The 20,063-nt window shown below is 58.3% G+C and carries 19 protein-coding genes; 11 read left to right on the top strand and 8 right to left on the bottom strand.

The window, feature by feature from the left end; genetic code table 11:
• The 10 genes from ACESMB_RS11930 to ACESMB_RS11885 all read left to right on the top strand — a co-directional run.
• A partial coding sequence (locus ACESMB_RS11930) for an enoyl-CoA hydratase/isomerase family protein (protein WP_372971632.1) occupies positions 1-867 on the top strand: 867 nt, incomplete at its 5' end.
• A gap of 46 nt (positions 868-913) precedes the next feature.
• Positions 914-1,807: a 3-hydroxyisobutyrate dehydrogenase gene (gene mmsB, locus ACESMB_RS11925; RefSeq protein WP_372926301.1), complete on the top strand. Its 894-nt coding sequence runs from the start codon at positions 914-916 to the stop codon at positions 1,805-1,807.
• Between the two features lie 157 nt (positions 1,808-1,964).
• Positions 1,965-3,614, top strand: coding sequence for an AMP-binding protein (locus ACESMB_RS11920; RefSeq protein ID WP_372971631.1), 1,650 nt, complete (start codon positions 1,965-1,967; stop codon positions 3,612-3,614).
• A complete protein-coding gene (locus ACESMB_RS11915; protein ID WP_372926303.1) occupies positions 3,611-4,027 on the top strand; it encodes a PaaI family thioesterase in 417 nt (138 codons plus the stop codon). Before ACESMB_RS11920 ends, ACESMB_RS11915 begins: the two co-directional genes overlap by 4 nt.
• A 4-nt stretch (positions 4,028-4,031) precedes the next feature.
• Complete coding sequence (locus tag ACESMB_RS11910) at positions 4,032-4,841, top strand: alpha/beta fold hydrolase (protein ID WP_372971630.1); 810 nt, start codon at positions 4,032-4,034, stop codon at positions 4,839-4,841.
• Between the two features lie 71 nt (positions 4,842-4,912).
• Positions 4,913-5,689 carry an ABC transporter ATP-binding protein gene (locus ACESMB_RS11905; RefSeq protein WP_372926305.1) on the top strand — a complete coding sequence of 259 codons (777 nt, stop codon included), beginning with the start codon at positions 4,913-4,915 and terminating at the stop codon, positions 5,687-5,689.
• Entirely contained in the window at positions 5,686-6,408 is a 723-nt protein-coding gene (locus tag ACESMB_RS11900; protein ID WP_372926306.1) for an ABC transporter ATP-binding protein, read from the top strand. Before ACESMB_RS11905 ends, ACESMB_RS11900 begins: the two co-directional genes overlap by 4 nt.
• Before the next feature lie 50 nt (positions 6,409-6,458).
• A complete protein-coding gene (locus ACESMB_RS11895; protein ID WP_372926307.1) occupies positions 6,459-7,673 on the top strand; it encodes an ABC transporter substrate-binding protein in 1,215 nt (404 codons plus the stop codon).
• Between the two features lie 102 nt (positions 7,674-7,775).
• On the top strand, positions 7,776-8,663 hold the full coding sequence (locus ACESMB_RS11890; protein ID WP_372971629.1) for a branched-chain amino acid ABC transporter permease: 888 nt from the start codon (positions 7,776-7,778) through the stop codon (positions 8,661-8,663).
• Between the two features lie 38 nt (positions 8,664-8,701).
• Positions 8,702-9,661 carry a branched-chain amino acid ABC transporter permease gene (locus tag ACESMB_RS11885; RefSeq protein ID WP_372926309.1) on the top strand — a complete coding sequence of 320 codons (960 nt, stop codon included), beginning with the start codon at positions 8,702-8,704 and terminating at the stop codon, positions 9,659-9,661.
• An 81-nt stretch (positions 9,662-9,742) separates the two neighbouring features.
• On the opposite strand, the gene ACESMB_RS11880 is transcribed toward ACESMB_RS11885, so the two are convergent.
• The 7 genes from ACESMB_RS11880 to ACESMB_RS11850 form a co-directional block, all read right to left on the bottom strand.
• The gene (locus ACESMB_RS11880; RefSeq protein WP_372971628.1) at positions 9,743-11,710 is read right to left on the bottom strand and encodes a hypothetical protein; all 1,968 of its coding nucleotides are present in this window, start codon (positions 11,708-11,710) and stop codon (positions 9,743-9,745) included.
• Between the two features lie 287 nt (positions 11,711-11,997).
• Positions 11,998-12,504: a gamma-glutamylcyclotransferase family protein gene (locus ACESMB_RS11875; RefSeq protein WP_372971627.1), complete on the bottom strand. Its 507-nt coding sequence runs from the start codon at positions 12,502-12,504 to the stop codon at positions 11,998-12,000.
• Between the two features lie 16 nt (positions 12,505-12,520).
• Positions 12,521-14,146 (bottom strand): phytoene desaturase family protein, encoded by a 1,626-nt coding sequence (locus tag ACESMB_RS11870; RefSeq protein WP_372971626.1) that lies wholly within the window; start codon positions 14,144-14,146, stop codon positions 12,521-12,523.
• Positions 14,143-14,781 (bottom strand): TetR/AcrR family transcriptional regulator, encoded by a 639-nt coding sequence (locus ACESMB_RS11865; RefSeq protein ID WP_372971625.1) that lies wholly within the window; start codon positions 14,779-14,781, stop codon positions 14,143-14,145. The genes ACESMB_RS11870 and ACESMB_RS11865 overlap by 4 nt, the downstream gene beginning before the upstream one ends.
• Positions 14,782-14,863: 82 nt before the next feature.
• Entirely contained in the window at positions 14,864-15,268 is a 405-nt protein-coding gene (locus ACESMB_RS11860; protein WP_372971624.1) for a hypothetical protein, read from the bottom strand.
• On the bottom strand, positions 15,246-16,376 hold the full coding sequence (locus tag ACESMB_RS11855) for an acyltransferase family protein (protein WP_372971623.1): 1,131 nt from the start codon (positions 16,374-16,376) through the stop codon (positions 15,246-15,248). Before ACESMB_RS11855 ends, ACESMB_RS11860 begins: the two co-directional genes overlap by 23 nt.
• A gap of 84 nt (positions 16,377-16,460) precedes the next feature.
• Entirely contained in the window at positions 16,461-17,486 is a 1,026-nt protein-coding gene (locus ACESMB_RS11850) for an AraC family transcriptional regulator (protein ID WP_372971622.1), read from the bottom strand.
• A gap of 225 nt (positions 17,487-17,711) precedes the next feature.
• On the opposite strand from ACESMB_RS11850, the gene ACESMB_RS11845 reads away from it, so the two are divergent.
• A complete protein-coding gene (locus tag ACESMB_RS11845) occupies positions 17,712-19,370 on the top strand; it encodes an acetolactate synthase large subunit (protein ID WP_372971621.1) in 1,659 nt (552 codons plus the stop codon).
• A gap of 47 nt (positions 19,371-19,417) precedes the next feature.
• On the opposite strand, the gene ACESMB_RS11840 is transcribed toward ACESMB_RS11845, so the two are convergent.
• The coding region (locus ACESMB_RS11840) for a phospholipase effector Tle1 domain-containing protein (RefSeq protein WP_372971620.1) at positions 19,418-20,063 on the bottom strand (646 nt) is incomplete at its 5' end.

The following is a 20,063-nucleotide window of genomic DNA, read 5'->3' as shown; positions in this document are numbered from 1 at the left end:
ATTGTGGCGCTGTACCGGGATATGACCGAGCCCCGTTCAGATAACCGTGCCAGCGAAGGAGAGATCTTCTTCACCGACGAGTACGAGCTGGATTATCAGATCCACACCTACCCCAAGCCGTTTATTGTCTGGGGTAACGGTATTGTGATGGGCGGTGGCCTGGGCCTGATGGCGGGCGGTTCCCACCGTGTGGTTACCGAGCATTCCCGCCTGGCGATGCCGGAAACGAGCATTGGCCTTTATCCGGATGTGGGCGCCGGCTGGTTCCTCAACAGGATGCCGGGACGGACAGGTTTGTTCCTGGGCCTGACCGGCGCGCGCATGAACGCAGCCGATGCCATCTTTACCGGGCTGGCCGACAGGTTTATCCGCCACGACATGCGGGAGGAGGTCAAACAGGCTCTGCAACAGTCAGGCTTCGGTGATGAAGCGCACGCTGCAGTCAGCAGTGTGTTGCGTCGCTTCGAAGCAGGTTCCCGCGAGGCTTTGCCCACTTCCGTGGTGCGTGAGCACTTTGATGTCATTCAGGCGCTGACCGACGGCGATTCCCTGGTGGAAGTGGTGGACAACCTCGGGCAATACGCCGGCGAAGACCCCTGGCTGATCAAGGCGGTCAAGACTGTAGCAGCAGCGTCGCCTGCATCCCTGACCCTGACCTGGCAGCACTATCACAATACCTTGCATGACAGCCTGTCACAGGTTTTCGACAAGGAGCTTCAGATATCGAAGCGCAGCCTTAAAATGGGTGAATTTGCCGAAGGCGTCCGGGCACTTCTGATCGATAAGGACCTGAAACCACGCTGGCACTTTCCAACCCTGGAAAGCGTGGACCCGGACTGGGTCGACCGGTTTTTCATGGAATCCTGAACAAAACAGAACAGACCAAACCTGATCAAAAAAGGAGAACAATAATATGGCAACTATCACGTTTATCGGTCTTGGCAACATGGGCGGCCCCATGGCAACCAATCTCGTCAAGGCAGGCCACGACCTGACGGTGTTTGATCTGTCTTCCGAGGCGGTCAAGGCACTCACCAGCGAAGGCGCGAAATCCGCCGCGACAATCCAGGAGGCGGTCGAGGGTGCCGAGGTGGTGATTTCCATGCTGCCTGCGGGTAAGCATGTGGAATCGGTTTATCTGGGTGAAAACGGACTGCTGAAACAGCTGCCCTCCACCACACTGGTGATCGACTCTTCCACGATTGCGCCAGAGACGGCAAAAGGCGTGGCTGAGGCGGCCGTTGCTGCCGGCATTACCTTTATGGATGCGCCGGTGTCCGGCGGTGTGGGCGGTGCCAAGGCAGGCACGCTGACGTTTATCTGTGGTGGTGAGGCAGGCGCCTTCGAGCGCGCCAGACCTGTCCTCGATGCCATGGCCAAGAACATTTTCCACGCTGGCCCCCATGGTGCCGGACAGATCGCCAAGATCTGCAACAACATGTTGCTGGCCATCCTGATGAGCGGCACCACCGAAGCCTTGGCCCTGGGTGTAAAGAACGGGCTGGACCCTGCGGTGTTGTCGGAAATCATGAAGCAAAGCTCCGGGGGCAACTGGGCGCTGAATGTCTACAACCCATGGCCGGGCGTTATGGATGGCGTGCCGGCGTCACGCAACTACGAGGGCGGCTTCCTGGTTGACCTGATGAACAAAGATCTGGGCCTGGCCTTTGATAACGCCGTCAAGAATCACGCGCCCATTCCCATGGGCTCACTGGCCCGTAACCTGTTCGAGTTGCACGCCAGTGAGGGTAATGGTGGCCTGGACTTCTCCAGCATCCAGAAATTCTATTACCGCGGGCAGGGCTGAGCAGGTAGCGCCTTTGGCAGCTTTCGGGGCGGGGGGTCTCCATGCCTCCGGGTTCTGAAGGCGTTTATTTTTAGCAAAAAGTTTACCTTTACGTAAACTATAGCCTGTGCTAAATATTGGTATTAGAAATCGTCCACAACAATAAAAGGACAGGAATATGAGTCTCCCGGAATACCAATCGGTGTATGACAATTTCGATCCCGCCAGCCTCGAAGCCGAGGTCCTGGAGGGGAGCCTGGATTCGGGCCTGAACGTCTGCACTGAAATCTGTGATAAGTGGGCAGGCGACCCCCAGCGCGTGGCTCTTTACTACGAGCGGCCGGACGGTGGTTCCGGCAAACTCACGTTTGCCGAGTTGAAAGAAAAATCGGCGCGGTTTGCCAATTACCTCGCCTCCCGTGGTATCGGCAAGGGCGACCGGGTTGCTGCTCTTCTGCCTCGCAGCCCCGAGCTACTCATCGTTATTGCAGGCACGATCAGGGCAGGTGCTGTCTATCAGCCGCTGTTTACTGCCTTTGGGCCTGGCGCCATTGAATATCGCTTCGAGCGCGCTGATACCAAACTGGTGGTTACCGACCCGGTCAATTACCCCAAGCTGACAGAAGTGAAAGACTGTGCGCCGGTCGTGTGTGTGAACGCCGACGAAGTGAGCGGTGACATACCGGACTTCGACAGGACCCTCGACGAGCAGTCGGATGAGTTCGAGCCGGTGCTGATCAAAGGCAGTGATCCGTTCCTGCAGATGTTCACTTCCGGCACTGTGGGCAAATCCAAGGGTGTGGCTGTGCCGGCGAAGGCACTGTTGGCATTCTATGTTTACATGAAATACGCCATCGACCTGCGGGACGACGACGTGTTCTGGAATGTGGCTGATCCGGGTTGGGCCTATGGTCTCTACTACGCGGTGGTTGGCCCGCTGTTGATGGGCCACGCCACCCACTTCAATCCGGGCGCTTTTACCCCCGAAACCACCTACGACATGATTCGCAAGTACAAGATCACCAACCTGGCGGCGGCACCCACCGCCTATCGACTGCTCAAGGCTAACGATCATGTGCTGCCTGAAGGCGAGAACCTGGGTCTGCGGGTTGCCAGCAGTGCGGGTGAGCCCCTGAACCCGGAAGTGGTTAACTGGATCGAAAGGCGCCACTTCTGCCCGGTAAAGGATCACTACGGTCAGACCGAAACCGGCATGACATGTTGTAACTTCCACGGCCTGGAACACCCCGTGCGCCCGGGCTCGATGGGCTACTCCTCGCCCGGCCACAAGGTAGTTGCACTCAACGAAAAGAACGAGGAAGTGGGCGAAGGCGAAATCGGCCAGTTGGCGGTGGATGTGAAAGCGTCGCCCCTGTTTCACTTCGACGGTTACACCTGGGGCGAGAAGGACCCGTTCGTTAACGGTTATTACCTCACCGGTGACATGGTGGTGAACCACGGTGACGGCTGCTTCTCGTTCAGCGGCCGCGATGACGACATCATCACTACCGCAGGCTACCGTGTTGGTCCGGCAGACGTTGAAAGCACGCTGCTGGAACACAAGGCTGTTGCCGAGTCCGGAGTAGTGGCCAAGCCCGATGAAAAGCGGGGGTCCATCATCAAGGCCTACGTGGTGATCAAGGGCGACCAGGAGCCGGAGAGTGAAGATGCCCTCAAGGACGAACTGCAGGAACTGGTTCGTCACCGACTGTCTGCCCATGCCTACCCGCGGGAAATCGAGTTTGTCGATGAATTGCCGAAAACTCCCAGCGGCAAGATCCAGCGTTTTGTTCTGCGTAACCAGGCGAAGGAAGAGAAGCTGGGATGATCGTAACCTTCGAGGAACTACAGGCTTTCCTCGCCGAGCAGTTTCCCCAGGGTGCCCGATACGGCACCCTGGAAAAACTCGGTGATGGTTGGGCTGAGATGAAACTGGATGTGGACGATGAGCACCTGCGCCCTGGTGGCACGGTGGCCGGCCCCGCGATGATGGGGTTGGCGGATGTTGCCCTTTATGCTGCACTGTTGGGTAAGATTGGCCTGGTGCCGTTGGCCGTCACCAGCAACCTGAACATCAATTTCCTGCGCAAGCCAGTGGCTCACAGTCCGATTCGGGCGTTGGCCAAAATGCTCAGAATTGGCAGGACCAGTGGCGTCGGGGAGGTCTTCATCTACTCCGACGGCCTGGAAGAGCCGGTGGCCCACGCCACCATCACCTACAGTATTCCGGCGAAGCGGTGACGGCATGAATGTCACTGACCTTGCCGTACCGCTGGGGGACGGAGTCAGGGTCCAGGCACAGCGTCTGAGCCAAGAAAACAACGGCCGGCCAGTACTGGTCTTCCTGCACGAGTCCCTGGGCAATGTTGCCCTGTGGAAACAGTTTCCCCTCCGGCTGGCAGAAGCAACAGGCCTGGATGCACTGGTCTATGAGCGCCGGGGTTATGGCACCTCCAGTGATGAGCCCCTGCCGCGCCCCTACGACTATCTGGAGCAAGAGGGCAGGGTGTGGCTGCCGCGGCTGCTGGACGCACTGGAGATCGACGAGGTGATCCTGGTGGGCCATAGTGACGGCGGTTCCATCGCGCTGGTTGCGGCGGCAGTGCTCGGTAACCGGGTAAAGGGACTGATCACCATGGCCGCGCATACCTGGGCAGACCACCTGACCCTGGCCGGCATCCGCGACATGCGGCGCCGATATACGGAAGAGGGTATTCGCGAAAAACTGATGCGTTACCACGGAGGCCGCACAGACGCACTGTTTCATGCCTGGCAGGATATCTGGCTGGATGAAGGGTTTCAGCGATCGCTGAATTTTGCATCCTGGCTGGACGCCATCCAATGCCCGGCTATGATCATTCAGGGGGAGGATGACGAATACGGGGTTCCTGAACAGGTAACCCGTATCGTGGAGGGTATCGGAACTCAGGCCAGGCCGGTTTTCATGTCAGAGACAGGTCACTCGCCGCATTTGCAGCAGCCAGACAGGGTGTTGTTGTTGATATGCGACTTTTTGCGGGTAGAAATCGATCAAAAAAGTGCGAATTTTGGTTGACGTTTACGTAGACGTCAATCTACTCTGTGAGTAATACAAATGCACAACAATAACAAAAGGTAGGATGGCCCATGAGTGATCCGTTCGTTCTGGAGACCAAAAACCTCGTCAAGGAGTTCAAGGGCTTTGTGGCGGTGGATGATGTCAACCTGAAGGTGCAGCGTGGCCACATTCACGCCCTCATTGGCCCCAATGGCGCGGGTAAGACAACGGTCTTCAATCTGCTCACCAAGTTCCTGATTCCCACCAGGGGCAAAATCCTGTTCAAAGGCCAGGATATCACCCCCATGAAATCGGCTGCCATCGCCCGCAAGGGTGTGGTTCGGTCCTTCCAGATTTCTGCCGTGTTCCCCCACATGACTGCGCTGGAGAATATCCGCGTGGCACTTCAGAGCTTCGAAGGTAGCTCGTTCGCCTTCTGGAAATCCGGCGATTCCCTGAACAAGCTTAATGACCGTTGCATGGAGCTGCTTGATAGCGTAGGCCTTGCCGATTTTGCCCATACCACCACCGTGGAACTGGCCTACGGCCGCAAACGCGCACTGGAACTGGCGACGACCCTGGCCATGGAACCCGAGCTGATGCTGCTGGACGAGCCTACCCAGGGCATGGGCAGCGAGGATGTGGACCAGGTTGTAGAGCTGGTGCGCAAAGCCGCCGAGGGCCGGACGGTGCTGATGGTGGAGCACAATCTGAGTGTGGTCAGCAAACTCTGCGACCGCATCAGCGTGCTTGCTCAGGGTTCAATACTGACCGAAGGCGATTACCAGGAGGTTTCCGACGACCCCCGTGTACGTGAGGTCTATATGGGCGGTACTGCAGCCACCAAACAGGAGGCAGCGGAATGAGCCAGTCCCATCGCAAGGAATACGAACAGCTCCGCATCTCAGGGCTGCATGCGTTTTATGGTGAGTCCCACATTCTCCACGGCATCGATATGGAGGTTCAGCGGGGCGAACTGGTTACCCTGCTGGGTCGCAACGGTGCCGGCCGCAGCACCACCCTGAAAGCGATCATGAATATGGTGGGCCGGCGAACCGGTTCCATCATGATCAACGGTGAGGAGACCATGTCCTGTGCCCCTCACCACATTGCAAGGTTGGGAGTCGGGTATTGCCCCGAACACCGGGGCATTTTTTCCGGGCTCAATGTCATGGAAAACCTGACGCTCCCTCCTGTCGTCCGAAGTGGTGGTATGGGGCTGGAGGAAATCTTCTCGATGTTCCCCAACCTGTATGAGCGCCGCGCCAGTCAGGGCTCCAAGCTCTCTGGTGGTGAACAGCAGATGCTGGCCATGGCCCGGATACTGAGAACAGGCGCTAACATGCTGCTGCTCGACGAAATCACCGAGGGGCTTGCCCCGGTGATCGTGGAGAAGCTGGGCGAGGTACTGATAAAGCTCAAAAAGAAGGGACTGACCATTGTCCTGGTTGAACAGAATTTCCATTTCGCCGCACCACTGGCGGACCGTCATTACGTGATGGAACACGGCCAGATTGTGGAGGAAATCAGCGCCGACGAGCTTGAAGCCAAGCAGTCGCTGCTGGATAGCTATCTGGGCGTATAACGCCCGGACACCCGAAAACCAACGCAACGAACAGTAGCGGAGAAACAACAATGACAATTACCAAAAAGCTTCTGACATCAGCGATTGCATCAGCCATGTTTGTGGGCGGCGCCCAGGCTGAGATATCGGATAACACAGTCAAGATCGGTTACCTCGCCGATATGTCCGGCACCTACCGTGATCTGGCAGGTCCCAACGGTGAGGCTGCCCTGAGAATGGCTATCGAGGACTTCGGTGGTGAGGTCAATGGCGCAGAGATCGAAGTATTCACGGCAGACGATCGTAACAATCCCGACCAGTCTTCCAGCACCGTTCGCCGCTGGCTGGAAGATGACGACGTTGACATGGTGGCGGGCCTGGTTGCCTCATCTGTCTCCATTGCGGTCACCAAGCTCCTGGACGGTACCGATGCGCTTGGCATTGTGTCCGGTTCGGCAGCCTCCAGCATCACCAACGAACACTGCACCCCCAACCATATCCACTATGTGTACGACACCTACCCGCTGGCGAACGGTACCGCCAAGGCCGTTGTACAGGAAGGTGGCAAATCCTGGTATATCCTGACCGCAGACTACGCGTTTGGTCATGCGCTTGAGGGCGATGTTACGAAGGTTGTCGAGGAGAACGGCGGTGAAATACTCGATACCAGCCGCCACCCGTTCCCGACGGACGATTTCTCCTCCTATATTCTGCAGGCCCAGTCTTCCGGTGCCGACGTGGTTGCACTGGCCAACGCCGGCGCTGATACCACCAACGCCATCACCACGGCGGGTGAATTCGGCGTGACCCAGAGCGGCCAGACTCTCGCGGCGCTGCTGCTGTTCCTGACCGACGTTCACGCACTTGGCGCCGAAACGGCCCAGGGTATCCAGCTTACTACCGGCTGGTATTGGGATCTGAACGAGGAGACCCGCGAGTGGTCTGACCGCTTCATGGAAGAAACCGATGCGCGCCCGACCATGGTACACGCAGGTATCTACTCGAGCACCATGCAGTACCTGAATGCCGTCAAGGAATCCGGTTCCGACAAAGCCAGCGATGTGCGCAAGCATATGATGGACACCCCCATCAACGACATGTTTGCCACCAACGGCAAGGTCCGCGAAGACGGCCGTATGGTGCACGACATGTACCTGGCGGAAGTGAAAACACCGGAAGAGTCAGAGAACGAGTGGGATCTGTACGAGATTCTCCGCACTATCCCGGCAGACGAGGCTTATCGCCCGCTTTCCGAGAGCAAGTGCTCGCTCGTTTCCAGTAACTGATCGACTGACCGATTGGCCGTCCTGCAATCCCGGCGGGGCGGCCACTGATCTGCAGAACCGCAACTCGCATCCTCCGGTTGCGCTGCTTTTGGAGTTTGTAACATGACCGAGATTCTGGGAATTCCCACATCTGTGCTGTCTGGCCAGTTATTGCTCGGGATTATCAATGGCTCGTTCTATGCTCTGTTGAGCCTGGGGCTGGCGGTTATCTTCGGCCTGCTCAAAATCATCAACTTCGCCCACGGTGCCATGTACATGCTGGGTGCTTTGGTCACCGTCATCATGTTCGATACCATGGGTATCAACTACTGGGTGGCACTGTTCCTGGCGCCGGTGGTGGTTGGCTGCTTTGGCATGCTGATCGAGTATTTCCTGTTGCGGCGGATTGCCGGGCAGGATCACATCTATAGCCTGTTGCTGACCTTCGGTGTTGCCCTGATGATCCAGGGTATCCTCACCAATATTTACGGTGTATCCGGTATGCGATACTCCATGCCGGAGATCTTCAGGGGTGGTTTAAGGCTGGATTTCATGTACATGCCCTATTACCGTGCCTGGGTCATCTTTGTTGCCCTGATCGTCTGTTTTGGCACCTGGTTCATGATTGAGAAAACCAAGCTGGGCGCCTACCTGCGAGCCGGTACCGAAGACTCTCAGCTCATGCAGGGATTCGGTATCAACGTGCCGTTGCTGGTAAGCCTCACATACGGCTTTGGTGTCATGCTGGCAGCATTTGCCGGTGTGCTGGCAGCGCCAATCTACTCTGCCAACCCTACCATGGGTTCAAACATTCTCATTGTGGTGTTCGCGGTGGTGGTTATTGGCGGTATGGGTTCTATTGCCGGCGCCATTATTACCGGCCTCTTGATGGGAATTATAGAGGGTCTCACCAAAGTCATTTACCCCGAATTTTCGTCCGCGGTGATCTTCCTGGTCATGGTGATTGTACTGCTGATTCGCCCTTCGGGCCTGTTTGGTAAGGAGGCGTAATCATGAGCAATTCTCAAAACCAGAGTGAACTCCAGAAAATGTTACTGGGCAGCCAGAAAGTGGACCGGCGAAGAAAGATGATCCTGAACCTGGTGATCCTGGCACTGCTGATCCTGGCCCCGGCCGTGATCTACGCAACCTTCCTGATGAAGATACTGTGCTTCGCCCTGTTTGCAGTCGCCTTCAACCTGCTGCTGGGCTTCACTGGCCTGTTGTCATTCGGTCATGCGGCGTTCCTGGCTGCAGGTGGTTATACCACCGGCTATCTGCTGTCGAGCCACACCGGGCTCACCACGGAAATGGGCATTATCGCCGGCACCGCGGCGGCGACGGTGCTGGGGCTGCTGTTTGCCGTTGTGGCGATACGGCGGCAGGGTATCTATTTTGCGATGATCACCCTGGCACTGGCCCAGCTCGTATACTTCGTGTTTGTCCAGGCGCCGTTCACCGGCGGCGAAGATGGCCTGCATGGTGTGCCTCGCGGACATCTGTTCGGCATCATCGACCTGGAGAACAACGTCGCCATGTACTACTTCGTACTGGCCGTGTTCATCGGCGGATATCTGTTGGTGCAGCGCATTGTAAACTCGCCCTATGGGCAGGTTCTGAAAGCCATCAAACAGAACGAGCCGCGCGCCGTGTCGCTGGGTTACAACGTTGACCGCTACAAAGTGATTGCGTTTGTCATCTCCGCGGGCCTGGCGGGCCTGGCCGGTTCCCTGAAAACCGTGGTATTCCAGCTGGCATCTCTCAACGACGCCCACTGGCACATGTCTGGCGAGGTCATCCTGATGACACTGCTGGGCGGCACCGGTACGCTGCTGGGGCCCGTGGTTGGCGCCACGTTCGTGGTTAACCTGGAATACCAGCTTTCACAGGGCCCTCTCGGCGACTGGGTAGACCCCATTCTTGGCGGCATCTTCGTGATAACGGTAATGGCCTTCCGCTCCGGTATTGTGGGGGAAATACAGAACTTTATGCGGAAGAATATGAGTTAGCTGCCAGGAGCCTGAACTCCTGTCTGATTCAAGGCCGCCCCAGGGCGGCCTTTTGCTTCGTAGTCAAGCCGCCTAGCTCGTTTATGCTGCGGCTTTGTCATCTACCGGAGCAGCCCAGCTGTCATGGCCCAGTTCCATAACCCTGGCCACTTCCGCCTCAGGTATGGCGGTCAGGTCCCCCAGTTCCAGAGTGTCGTAGTGGAATGCGTAAAGCCGGGAAGCAAACTCCGCCACGGGTAGGGAGGCCTCGCCCCGGATTTCGCCGTGTCCGCGTGTCGAACAGGTAATGCCCTGGCCCCAGTCCTGCCCGCTGTCGTTGTTGGGGTTGAAGAAATACACCCGCATCTCGTTGAACGGGCTCAGAGCCACCCGCTGGATGGTTATGGCGTGGCGGCCAACAAAGCGAGCAGCGCTGTCGGTAACGGCAATGCCGGCGGGTTGATGGTGAATGACCGGTAAGTTGCCATTGTAGTAGGGATGGTAGCTGGCGTGGAAATGCCGCACGAAGTCGTCGTAGTCTTTCACTTCGCCGGTGTGAATGTCAGCCACCACCTTGAATCCATGGCTGACCCACCAGCCATAGAATTCCGGATTGATCCAGCGGTGGGCGTCGTCGTCCCGGTCTTCGCAGCGACGCCACATTTCGCCGTAGATGCGGTCCAGGTGGGGAATCAGAATCAATGAAACCGGGTCGACATCCACCGGTGTATCCGTAACCAGGCCAGGCTCGAGGTTCTTGGACGACACCTCCCAGCCTTCAAACCGACCCAGCACTTCGTTATCCCGAGCGGCCCAGGCCAGCACCTGCAGAAGATAGTCCGCTTCGTTGGCAGCCCACATGGACAGGCCGATGGCAGACTGGCAACTGGGATTGTTGCCCTGGCCCACGCCCAGAGGTTGCCCCAGCAGATTGAGTACCCCCGCCAGCAGGAACACCCGCGGTGGGACGGCCTCGCCGAATGCCTCAACAAGAGCCTCCTCGGTTTCCGCTGAAAGCTTTAGTTTGATCTGCCGCCAGAGTGCCTGGGCCGTTGCAGGCGTAAACAGTGACCCGCGTTCCAGCATCATGGTCAGGCCATAGACTGCCTGGCAGGTTTCAGGGGATATGGCCTCGTCAATCAGGGTATGAACCAGCTGACTGTAGCAGTAGAAATCATCCAGCCCCGTCATCGTCAGTCCCATTGCGGTAGGGATCAGTTCGTCTTCGTTGCTGGTGCGAAGGAAGCGGAGAAATATTGCATGGTAGGGAGACGCCAGGCCGGTATCGTGCATATTCCTCGCAAACTCCGTAGCCTCGGCTGAGAGCGCAATATCGTCCATTCTGGTCAGGCGTAACTGGTAGACATCCAGGCCGGGATCTTCCCTGCTGCCTGGTGTCGGTGCGAACAGAGCGCGTACCAGGCGGGTAGCATCAGCGGTGCCAGTGGTTTGCAGGTCCGGGTCGTACAGGCATTTGGCGATCTGGCCGATCATGTCACAGATGCTGTCGACCTGTACCGGCCCCTGCTCCAGCAGTCGCCAGACTTCCGCTACGAGGCTGGCCAGTAGGTTTTCATAGCCCAGGTGGGAAATCAGGTACTGGTAAAGCCCCTGAACCACGGTGCCGAGTTCTTTCGGCCGTTCACGGTCTGCTTCGGTCAGAGTGCCGGACAGCAAGTCCAGGTTCAGTGCCATTACCTGGGTCAGGAAGTGCCGGGCCTGTTCCGACGATATGCCGGGGTGAAAGTAATCACCGCGTACCACTGCCAGCAGGCGGATTTCACTGATGGCTTCGACCACGGTGGTAACGGCGCCCGCTTCCCGCAGCGAGTGTTTTGCCAGCGCGGGCTGAAGGATGGCCGGTCTGGACCAGTCGCTGGTACCGAATATGCCTGCCGACTCCAGCGCCCGCACCCGGCGATAGATCACATCAAACCCGCCCGGCAGGGTCATCAGAAAACGTGCCCGTTCCAGCAGTCCGAGGCTGGAAGCCTGTGGCGTCATGCCGCGGGCACGGGCAAAGTCCGCGAGGGCAGCATCACATTGCATCGAGGCCTGGGCGATATCCAATAGTCAGCTCCTGATTTGTTCTGTCGCACCAATGAGAATGTCCAGGGAACAAGATAGCCGGTTTGTGCGTCCTTGCGCCACTGCGTGTTGGTTAGCCGGTGCGAGCACTGGCATGGAAAACACTCGTTTCATTACCGAAGACGTGGAACGCTATCCATTTGATAGTCATTTTGACCTGTGTTTGCACTCAGGGATCTTTATGACGCTGTTTTTACACCCAGTGACGGACAGCCCACCGTTCCGGGTGGACTATCACGGGCTGCGGGACCGGTTGGGAGTGTGAATGCTCAGTTGCCGCGCTTCTGCTGACCATAAATCGACAACTCCCGCTCATGTCGACCGGGCCTGGGATCGTCGATGGAGATCACAGCTTCAATCTGCGCAATGTAGTTCGCGGGGAGGCCATTTTCACGGGCGCCGATGAGGACGTGATCCTTGTACCAGTGGAAGGGCCTCAGCGAGTCATTGATGCGGGTGGCGTAGTACATCCAGGCTCCGAAAGCACCTTCCCCGGTTATCAGCTCGACCTGCTTTTCATCATAGCCTCGCCCCAACGCTTCATGTCGGTCCAGCTCCGGCTTTTCGTTGTTGGCGATCTCATATACCACGCCCATGACCCGATCGCCCGGATCGCCGGTCTCTTCAGCGTCACATTTGGCGGAGCCGTCCATCGCGGCCTTGTGGAAACGCAGCCGGTGGGTGGGGAGCTCTGCCACGGTTACGAACCGGGCCGATGGAACCCGGGCCTGAAGCCTTCGTTGTGACATATTTGAGCCGTAGCAGAAGCAGAACATCAGGCCTCCCGATTGATTATCCCACAAACATCTTCTTCGCTAACGGTAACCCCTTGAGTCCGCTAACCGCAACGGTCGCCAGTAGCCCGCCAATCATGGCCCCGGCCACGCCACAGGTCATCACATCCTGGCCGGTGAGGTAGAGGCCGGGGAGCCGGGTCTTGGGTTTCAGCCAATCCTGCTCGAACCGGCTCGGGGTGTGGTTCAGGCCGTAAATCTCGCCCTTGCTGTAGCGGCAGAAGTAGTCGGTGGACAGGGGCGTGGACAGCTCGTAGTAGTCCACCTTGCCTTCCAGGTGCGGGAACTTCTCGTACAGCTTGGCCAGCAGGCGCTGGGCGTAGGCTTCCTTTTTCGCTTCGTACTCTTCGCCGCGCTTGCCCCAGGTTTTGTCAGCCCAGTCTGCGTACCAGTCGTAGGGCCCGGGAGCGACAATCTCGATGGTGGCGCGGCCGGGGTAGCGTTCGGCAAAACTGGGGTCCTTGGCGGAAGGGAAGGAAATGTAGGTCAGCGGAATATCGGTGTCATCCGGCGCCGCCATGAAATCACTCACCTGTTTTTCATAATCGGCACCGGGGTAGATCCAGTAGTTGGTTTTCGGCAGCTTCAGGTTCTCGGCGGTGTCCTGCAGGCCGATGTACAGGCAGTTGCTGGCCATGGAGCGTTCCACTGTTTTCAGCTTCTGCTGGTAATAGTCCCGATGGGGAGCGGATTCCGGCAGTAGCTTGCCGAAGGTATTGAACACGCCGGCGTTGCTGATCACCAGCGGGGCACGGACCTCCTCGCCATCAGCCATGCGCACGCCAACCGCTTTGCCTTTCTCGATCAGTATTTCTGTCACGTCGGCGTAGGTGAACACTTCGCCACCGCTTTGTTGTATGACCGGGATGATGGTCCTGGCCATTTCCGAAGCGCCACCGATGGGGTAGTACCCACCGTAGAGGTAGTGTCGCGCAATCAGGGCATGGATGATGAAGCTGGATTCTGCGGGTGGCAGCCCGTTATCGCCCCACTGGCCGGTGAGCACAGCAATCAGTTCCTGGTTACTGGTCAGACTTTCCAGAACCTCCCGGGTTGGCCGGTTCAGGAACGAGGGCGCTGCGCGGTTGACCAGTTTGCGCAGCGGGCCCGCAGCCAGGTCCGGCAGCACTTTGCCGATGACCAGCCCGGGCATGGCCTTGGCGACCTTCTTCAGATAGCCGAGGTAAGTATCGATGGCTTGTTCCTCACCGGGAAAAGCCTTCTTGAGTTCCGCTTTGAAGTTATCCGGGCCGGCCACCAGATCCACATGGCGGTCACCAATAGAAATGCGATCAAAGTGGCTGTCCATGGGTGCCCACTTCAACTGGCCGTCGGTAATATGGTCGAACAGGCGCTTGGTCAACGTGTGGTCTGCGCCCACGTCACCGATGTAGTGCACACCCACATCCCACTCGTAGCCGTTACGGTCGTAACTGTGGGTGAATCCGCCCGCGGTGTAATGTTGCTCGAACACCACCACTTTCCTGCCCATCTTGCTCAGGCAGGCAGCGGTGGTCAGCCCTCCAATGCCGGAGCCGATCACGATGGCATCATAAGGGCCGTCCAGGCGTTTGGCGCGGTAACGATGGCCGACACGAATGGTGCTGGGTTTTGGGCTGCTCATGAAGTGGTGTCCTCATTGGGATGTTCGTTATTCGCGAGAGAGCCGTCCAGCAGCAGGGCGACAACACCTTCTGCCAGTTCAGGCTCCACTTCGGCATTGGGTAAATGTCCGTCAATGGTCAACTGCGCAAGCCCGTGCACCAGCGACCAGGCGGCAGCGGTCATCAGTGAAAGGGGAATGGCCTTCACGTAACCAACCTGCTGGGCACGGGCAATGGTATCTTCCAGTACCTGAAAGGCACTGTTGCCGGCCGTGTCCAGGCGCGGGTGTACGCCTCTGGGCAATACCCGCCCACCAAACATCAGCCGGTAGAGATTGGGCTCGTCCTGTGCAAAAGATACGTACACCAGGCCAATATCAATCAGCGCCTGCCGTGGGCGGGACTGATCCACTGCCAGCAGTCGCTCCCGCAGGCCCTCAAAACCGGTAACGGCCAGTTCCGCCAGCAGGCTTTCCCGGTCGATGAAATGGCGGTATAACGCCGGGGCACTCACCCCGATCTGCTTGGCCAGGGCGCGCAGGCTGATCGCGGTGTCGCCATGTTCCCGCAGGATGTCCAGGGCTAACTGATGCGCCTGCTGGGGCAGGTCGCCATGATGGTAGGTGGTTTTCAGTGAAATTGGGGCAGGAGACATAAGTTATCACCGGTAACATTGTTGCAGGTGATAACATCATACGATGAAGCGATCTGTCAAATGAATTCTATCGCTGGCACCATCACCACCCCCTGATTTTCGCCGCGATATTCGGTGCCAGTGAAGTAACCAGCAGAACAACGGGCCAGATATTGCCATCCTTGAACGTATAGGCCTCGAAAAGCTCCGGCCAGGGTTTATCCTGAACGATACGCCCAAAGGTAAACTCGAATAGCAACGTCAGGCACAGCCAACCGACGCCGACCGCGGCATAGGCCGCTGCGCCTGCACGTCGCCCGAACCAGGGCAGAGCCAGATAGGCCACTGCGAGAATCAGCCCAGAGAGGAGCAGGCCGCTGAGCACCAACCCCGCGGGCTTGCTCATGGCGGGAATCAGCACAGCCTCGCGGAACAGACCATTGGCGATGGCCAGAACAACGATGCCCAGCCACACGGTCAGTGCTTTAATAGCGATATTGAGGTTCAACAGTGCCTCCGGTGATGCCTTTGTCGCCAACAAGAAAGGGCACTGTGCGCTGGAGAAATACAGCTAACGATCCGGCCAGAAGCACGCTCGCCACTGAAAAAAGCCCGACCAGCAGGAAGATGACCCAGCCATCGTTGAGCGTTACGCTGCCAATCCACGCGGCCAGCGGCGGGTTTATGAAGTGATAGAAGAGTCCATGCAGGCCATAAATGATGAGTGTAATTTCGCCCATCTGCTGCAGGAAACGCGTTTGCGGAACCAGTCGGGCACAAAGCAGCACCAGTGCGATACCCAGCAACGCGGTGAGCGGAAACCAGAAGATATGGCCAGGCGCCCCGGCGAGGAAAACGGAAGCATCCAGCATTCTGAACGGGCCCTGGTTCAGGTCGTAGGTTAGCCATACCCCAATCATGCAGGCTGCCGCCAGGCTTGCCAATACCGGCCGCGATGCCGGGATGCGCATCCAGTCAAGGCGTTTCAGCAGAATGCCGGTGAGGTAAAACGCATACCCCAGGGGCACCAGATTCAGCATCCAGAAATTAAGCCCTTCACCGAAGAAAAAGATCTCGTGGTTCAGGTAGTAGCCGCCAACATAGAAAACAACGATTCCTGCCACCAGGGCTTTGGTGCTGGCCCATAGCCGGGCGAGAAAAAAGTGCAGGATCTCCAGACCGACCAGAGAAGCCAGAAACCAGAGTGGAATGTTGAAAGAGGGGAAACCCATCAAGGTGCTGAGGATGCCATCCACATAGGCTGATGGCTCAGGCAGTTCCAGCGTTGGGAACCAGCCTGGTATGAAAAAGGAAAGCGCCAGCACCACAACACTAAAAAAGAAATAGGGGACAAGACGGCCCGTCCACCGCTTTTTCAGAAAGGGCATAAAGCGGCCTTCCGATTTCCCCTGCTTGGCTACAAATCCCGCCAGAAGGAAGAACAGTGGCATGTGAAACGAGTAAATCCATTTGTACTGCGCCGCTGCCGCGTCGCTTTCAAGATACATGACCTGCTCGACCAGATGGCCGAAGAAAACCAGTGTGATGCCAAAAAAGCGTGCGATATCGATACTGCTGATGCGACCGGTGTGCGTTTGTGTGGAGGAGTAAAGCATGCCGAAATCATCCTGTAGTTTTTGTTGTTAAAACAACGTTATCAGCTTCGATTGTTTTCGTAAACGAACAATTCCGGTTACCGATTACGGATTCTGGCGGGCTGTCCGGCTCAGCTGCTTGCGCCACCTCACCGGTGGCAAACCTGTCCACCGCCTGAAGGCACGGTAGAAGGTACTCACCTCTGCAAATCCCAGCGACTCGGCAATCTCCGGCATGGCGGCGGCGGTCTCGGTGACAGCCTGTAGCGCCCGTTCGCGGCGAACGTCATCCAGCAGGTCATCGAAGGTCTGCCCCTGCGTCCGGAGCCTCCGTGCCAGCGTGCGCTCACTGATGCCCAGCACCTCTGCAGCGTCGGCGCGGCGCGGCAGAACCGGACCGAGGCGGGCGGCCAGCCATCGGCGAAGCTCCGGAACAGACGCGCTGTTCATGGAAAGAGCTGCCAGGCGGGCCCTGGTGTAACGCTTGTGCACCTGAGCCAGTTGGGGATCGGCCTGGGGCAGGGCCTGATCCAGTACCGTGTTATCCATCAGCACCCCGCTGAAGGCCTGCTCGAAATCCACCGGGCAGTGAAATGCTGCCCGGTATCCCTGCAGCGGTCCCAGCCTGGGCTGGCTGAATTGTACCCGCACCGGTTCCATCCGGGTGCCTGTCACCCAACTGGCGAAGCCGACCACCGCTGCCAGCACGGCTTCAATCTGGTGGGGGCTGAACGCCAACTGTCCCTGGCGCGGGTGATAGACCAGCCAGGTGTTGGATTCGCCGGCAAGAACCTGGAACCGGCCGCCGTCTGAAATCAGCCGCTGAAACCGCTGCCCCATCACCACCGCTTCCCGCAGGGTAGCTGCAGACTGCAGGGCAAGCCCTACGCCACTGATGCTCATCGGGGTGAATTCGGCACCCACCCTGAGGCCGAAGCCGGGATCGCCGGTGCAGCGTTCGGCGCCATGCCAGAGCCGTGTAATATCATCGATCGGCCAGCGCTCATGTTCCCGGGCCGCGGCAGGAATCCCGGCCGTGGCCAGGAGGGTATCAGCGTCCACTGAAAGGCGTTGTGCAGCTGCTATGACGGTGTTCACCCAGCCAAGAGAAACTGTGGCCTCTAAAGTCAATTTTGCTGGCCTCCAAAGTCAATCTGAAAATCATGGTACCGGTATATCTTGGAAACTGACAACAGAATTTGATCAAGTCGGAGGCGCGTTATGGCCGAGATGATGCCTGCGGATAGTCTGGTGGTTGGCGATGGCCCTGACAGGTGTTACCCGTATTGCTGATATCGATACAGACTAACTGGACAGCCCCCATAAAACTCATTTTCCGAAGGCTGGAGAATAACAATGACAAACGGCGCACAAGCTTTGATGAAAACCCTGGTGGATGCGGGCGTGGAAGTCTGCTTCAGTAACCCCGGCACCAGTGAAATGCACTTCGTGGCGGCCCTGGACGACGAACCCCGGATGCGTGCCGTCCTGGCCCTGTTCGAGGGTGTCGCGACCGGCGCCGCAGACGGCTACGCCCGTATGGCCGACAAGCCCGCTGCCACGTTACTGCACCTAGGCTGCGGGCTGGGCAACGGGCTGGCCAACCTGCACAATGCCCGCAAGGGCAAAGTGCCGGTGGTGAATATCGTTGGCGATCATGCCACCTACCATGTGAAGTACGATGCCCAGCTACAGTCCGACATCGAGACCGTTGCCCGCAACGTATCCCCGGGTTTTGTCCGCACCGCCAGGAGCACGGAAACGCTCTGCCAGGACGCCGTCGAGGCCATTGCCGCCGCCCGCACCGCACCTGGCCAGGTTGCCACGCTGATTCTGCCGGCAGACGTTTCCTGGGGGGAAGGAGGCGTACCCAGCGCGCCCGTGGCGCCACCCGAACCGGCACCGGCGGACGACGCCACAGTCGAAGCGATCGCAGCGGCCATCCGCTCCGGCAAGAAAACGGCATTGTTGATGGGCGGGCATTCGTTAAGGGAACCCAGCCTGCTGGCAGCGGCCAAGCTTGCCGCACACAGCGGCGTCATACTGATGGCAGAAACCTTCCCGACCCGCATGGAGAGAGGCGCGGGTATGCCTCCGGTAGAGCGGCTGGCCTACCTGGCGGAGCTGGCCACGGTGCAACTGACGGATATTGAACATCTCATTCTGGTAGATGCCAAGGCACCGGTCTCTTTCTTCGCCTACCCGGACAAGCAAAGTTACCTGGTGCCTGATACCTGTACCGTTCACACCCTGGTGGCGCCGGATCAGGCTATTACCGGAAGCCTCGACAAGCTGAATCATGCCCTTGGCGCGAGCCAGGCCCAGCCCGGGCTGCAGCCGGCGAAGCGCCCCGACCGGCCAAGGGGAAAGCTCACCGCAGAGAAAGTCTGTAAGGCGGTAGGCCACCTGATGCCCGACAACGCTATTATCGTGGACGAAGGCATTACATCCAGCCTGATGCTGTCGGTGATGACCGAAGGAGCGCCGAAGCACGATCTCATTACCCTTACCGGCGGTGCCATAGGTCAGGGCCTGCCCAACGCCGTGGGTGCTGCCGTTGCCTGCCCGGAAAGGCCAGTACTGGCACTGATCGGCGATGGCACTGCCATGTATACCATCCAGGCGTTGTGGACCATGGCCCGTGAGCAGCTCAATGTCACCACGGTGATATTCAATAACGCGTCTTACTCGGTATTGAGCATCGAGCTGGATCGGGTCGGTGCCGAACAGGCCGGCGCCAAGGCCAGGTCACAGCTCGATCTGCGTGGCCCGGTGCTGAACTTCGCCGAAATGGCTCAGGGCATGGGCGTGCACGCAGTGAGAGTCGATACCGCCGAAACCATGACGAAAGCCATGGAGTACGCCCTGAACATGTCGGGGCCGCACCTGATCGAAGTGATGATTCCGGAGTCCCTGAGTGGCGTGAAGCGCAGGATACTGCCGTGGATGCTGCGCGCGTTACCAAGCCTGCCGTTGTCGGTTACCCGGGCGTTGAAGCGGAAGCTGGCGCCGTAGGCAGGTAACAGGGCTATGCGGTGAACGGCTTCCGGTCTGGCGGTAAATCAATCTGGCCAGATCGGCGGCCATTCCCCATTGCGCTCTGCGTAGCGCTCGATCGCCTCACTCTGATACCCGCTGTTGTAACGAGCCCTTACGCTTGAATGTACCCAGGTTCTGATATCGTTCATTGGGGGAATTTCCCGCACCAGCTTCCCCAGTAACCGGTATTTGCCCTTGTACTCGTTGTGGTGCTCGGCGGTGGTGTGGGTCGTAGTTGGCAGGCTGTCATTGAATACCAGCTTCTGTTTTTTCGCTTCGTCCCTCATCCACAGCAGTGGAATATCGGCCAGAATGCGGCCTTTTTTGTCCGGGCCGTAGCCGCCGCCGACGTCCGAGTGCGCACCGGCAAACCAGACCTGCTCGATATCCGTTCCGGCACGAGGTTCCCAGAGGGTCGGTTCGAAATCTTCCCGGTGTTCGTCGAGGGCAAGGGCATGCCTGGCCGTCCGGATGTTGCTGCCAATCTCGCGGTCGTAGAACAGGTCCTGGTCTTTGATCAGGCCAAAAAAGGTGAACGGCAGGCCCAGGGCGCCGACGGTGTCCCACACGCCGACAAACTTGATCGGGGTGCGTTCTTCCACGGAAAACTGGCGTTTCCAGTTCATGGCGTGTTCGCTGTTGGCCTTGTGTTTTTTGGTTTTGTAGAGC

The sequence above is a fragment of the Marinobacter sp. genome, from assembly GCF_041686475.1.
Taxonomy (GTDB): Bacteria; Pseudomonadota; Gammaproteobacteria; order Pseudomonadales; family Oleiphilaceae; genus Marinobacter.
Note: the sequence above shows the minus strand (reverse complement) of the source record. Positions and strands in the feature narration are given on the sequence as shown.